This is a genomic window from Limisphaera ngatamarikiensis, from assembly GCF_011044775.1.
Lineage (GTDB): Bacteria > Verrucomicrobiota > Verrucomicrobiia > Limisphaerales > Limisphaeraceae > Limisphaera > Limisphaera ngatamarikiensis.
This window is the reverse complement of record NZ_JAAKYA010000046.1, coordinates 1-1753: the sequence shown is the minus strand read 5'-3', so window position 1 is coordinate 1753 and position 1753 is coordinate 1. Positions and strand designations below refer to the sequence as shown.

Below are 1753 nucleotides of genomic sequence, written 5' to 3'. Positions count from 1 at the left end.
ATGACGCTGTCCCTCCCGACCTCGCCAATGGGCTGGGGTGCCTTCGATTTGGGGATTCCCCGGGAGGGGCACAGTCCTCTGTGCCCGATGTTCCTGCGGACCGCGGGGACGCCGTCCCCCCCGACCTGTCGGAGTTCGGAAGAGCACGCGGTCATTAGGGCGCGTTAAAGGTTTGGCGCGGGCCCCAGGGTCTGTTTTTCCTTGCGGACCGTGAGGACGCGGTCCCTCCCTGGCGACCTTGCGGGAGGGGCACAGTCCTCTGTGCCCAAGACTCTTGCGGACGGCGGGGACGCCGTCCCTCCCGTGGGATCTTGTGGGAGGGGCACAGTCCCCTGTGCCCGCATCTTTCTACGCACCGGGGGCACGGTCCGTCCCTCACGGGTATCGATCCACCCACGGCAGGACGGTCGCCATCCTCGCTTACCCCACGGCGTCCAGAGCCGCGCTTGCCTAGTAAGCACCCGCGCCCCCGGCCCTTCCCCACACACCGTACAGCTCCATGCATCCCGAGCCCCATGGGCATCCTTTATAATCCCGCCGCGCCTCTGAGGTTCAGGTGAGAACCACGCACGCTGAACACACGCTCCCTAAAGGGTTCGCTGGGCTCGGGCAGTCGCTCTGTGGTCCAAGACGGTAAAGCGTTTGGCTTGAATTCTAGGAATCCGACCCGGGCTGCCCATGTTCACGCCAACGAACACCACAGTCCTGTCCTATCGGAGGTCCGCAGCCCCTTTCGCATCAGTCTATTATCGGACCAACGAAGATCAACACGGCGATTCCGGCCAGCAACACCGCCACGCACTCCCCCAGTACTCCGAGCATCGTGAACCCGAGCTTCACATACCACTTCCCCGGGTACAACAGGCCAGCCACAAAAGGAAGAACGGTCAACCCAAAGAAATAGGGGCCGCCATAGTCCACCATAACCTGTCCGGGATGCACAACCTTGCGCCACACATACACCGACACCATGATTGCTACCGTTCCACCCGCGCCACACAACGCCCATTTCCATTGCTTCAGCGCCCATCCCAACCACACGCTGCCGAATAACACCAGGTGCACAGCAAGTTGCAGCCAACCCCCCAACCATCCGCCACAGAAGGAAACTGCGTTGTATATAAACACTCCAATCAGCGTCATGCTGTAGGCAACCCCCAACACTGCTTTTGCAAGCCTAGAACGTACACTCCGCTCCATGATAACAACCCGTAATCTGATATGGCCTCCACCCACACCTAAGTGCATTTTGAGTTGCCCATACCAATGTCGTATACACTTCACCCTGCGGGAACCGGTGCGTTTTCAACCACTTGGGATCGAAATCGTACGTGTCATCCAGACAGACGCTGAACGAAAACACCCCACACGCGCATGTAGTGCTGATGGTCAGCTCCACGTAGCCCAGCGCAAGCTCCCATGGAGCGCCCACAGCCGCCACCTCTTTTGACGAGTTCATCCAGTACCGCCCACCATGCTTGCAACGGCGCCGCTCCGCCTCGATCATGTCCAACACTGTCATCCCGTTCCCGGCTCTGGCAGCGCTTACCACCGATTCCATGTCCCTGCACGATAAATACCACGTCCCCCCAGCGCCCGACACATACCTGTCCCACGCTGCCTTCTCCTGTGGTGTATTCAAGAAGCTCCTGATAAGATCTGCGGCTAGACGGCAGCGTAGCGGCGGTCGCGGCGGGGAAGGCGGCCGGGGTGGATACCGAGGACAACCGAAATATGGACAATGGCCCTGGAG

General features: G+C 60.4%; 2 protein-coding genes. Both read right to left on the bottom strand.

Annotated features, from left to right (window positions below; translation table 11 throughout):
- Positions 1-738: 738 nt before the first annotated feature.
- A complete protein-coding gene (locus G4L39_RS06930; protein WP_165106967.1) occupies positions 739-1143 on the bottom strand; it encodes a hypothetical protein in 405 nt (134 codons plus the stop codon).
- 34 nt (positions 1144-1177) lie between these two features.
- Positions 1178-1561: a hypothetical protein gene (locus G4L39_RS06925; protein ID WP_205880844.1), complete on the bottom strand. Its 384-nt coding sequence runs from the start codon at positions 1559-1561 to the stop codon at positions 1178-1180.
- Positions 1562-1753 lie beyond the last annotated feature (192 nt).